At 67.5% G+C, this 1,033-nt stretch carries 1 protein-coding gene; it reads right to left on the reverse strand.

The features are described 5' to 3' along the window. On the reverse strand, positions 1-1,033 hold a 1,033-nt coding region (locus ACYVDE_RS24040), incomplete at both ends, for an ABC transporter permease (RefSeq protein ID WP_460504048.1).

Genomic DNA, 1,033 nt, shown 5'->3' on the forward strand with positions numbered 1-1,033 from the left:
CCAGCACGGCCAGCCCGATGCCGGCCAGCGCCACCAGCAGCCCCAGCAGGCCGTATTCGACCAGCGTGATGCGCAGAATCTGGCGGCGGCTGGCTCCCAGCGTGCGCAGCAGCACGCTTTCGCGCACCCGCTGGTAGCGGCTGATGACGACGGAACTGCTGAGCACCAGCAAGCCGGTGAGAATACTGAAGCCGGCCATGAAGCGGATGACGAATGACACCTTGCCGATGATGTCGTCGAGGGTATTCAATATCAGGCCCAGGTCGATGGCCGACACGTTGGGGAACTGGCGCAGCAGGGCCTGCTGCACGCCGGCCAGCGCCGCCGGGGTGGGTGTGCGCGTTACCTCCACCCAGAATTGCGGGGCCTGCTCCAGCACGCCTTTCGGGAAAAGCACGAGGAAGCTTGGCTGCACCTGGCCCAGCTCGACGGTGCGGGTGCCGCCCACGATGGTGCGCAGCGGCGCGCCCTGCACGTTGAAATCGAGCGTGTCGCCGAGCTTGAGCTTGACGCGGCCCAGGTAGCTGTCCTCCACCGAAATGCGCGAAACGCCGTCGGGGCCCAGGCGCGGGGCGGTGCCGGCCGAGAGCTTTTCGGCCCGGCTCAGGGTGTCGCGGTAGGTTACTCGGTACTCGCGGGTGAGAGCCCAGGCGGGGATGCCGCGGGCAGTGTCCTTCTTGATTTCGGATACCGACGTGCCGTTGATGGCCGCCAAGCGCATGGTTACGATGGGCACGCGCTGCATCAGGGGCAGGTTTTGCGATTTCAACAGCGCCTCCACGCCGGGGCGCTGGGCGGGCTGAATGTCGAACAGCACGAGGTTGGGCTGGCGGCCCCGGTCGGCGAGCTGCACGCGGCTGAGCAGCAGCGCCTGGGTGAGGAAAAGCGTGGCCAGCAGGAAGGTGCCGAGACCGATGGACGTAACGAGCGTGAGCGTCTGGTTTTGGGGCCGATACAGATTCGCCAGGCCCTGCCGCCACACGTAGCCCCAGCCGGCCGGGAAGAAGCGCCGCACGGCCGCCATCAGCAGGCG

It is taken from the genome of Hymenobacter agri (assembly GCF_054778495.1).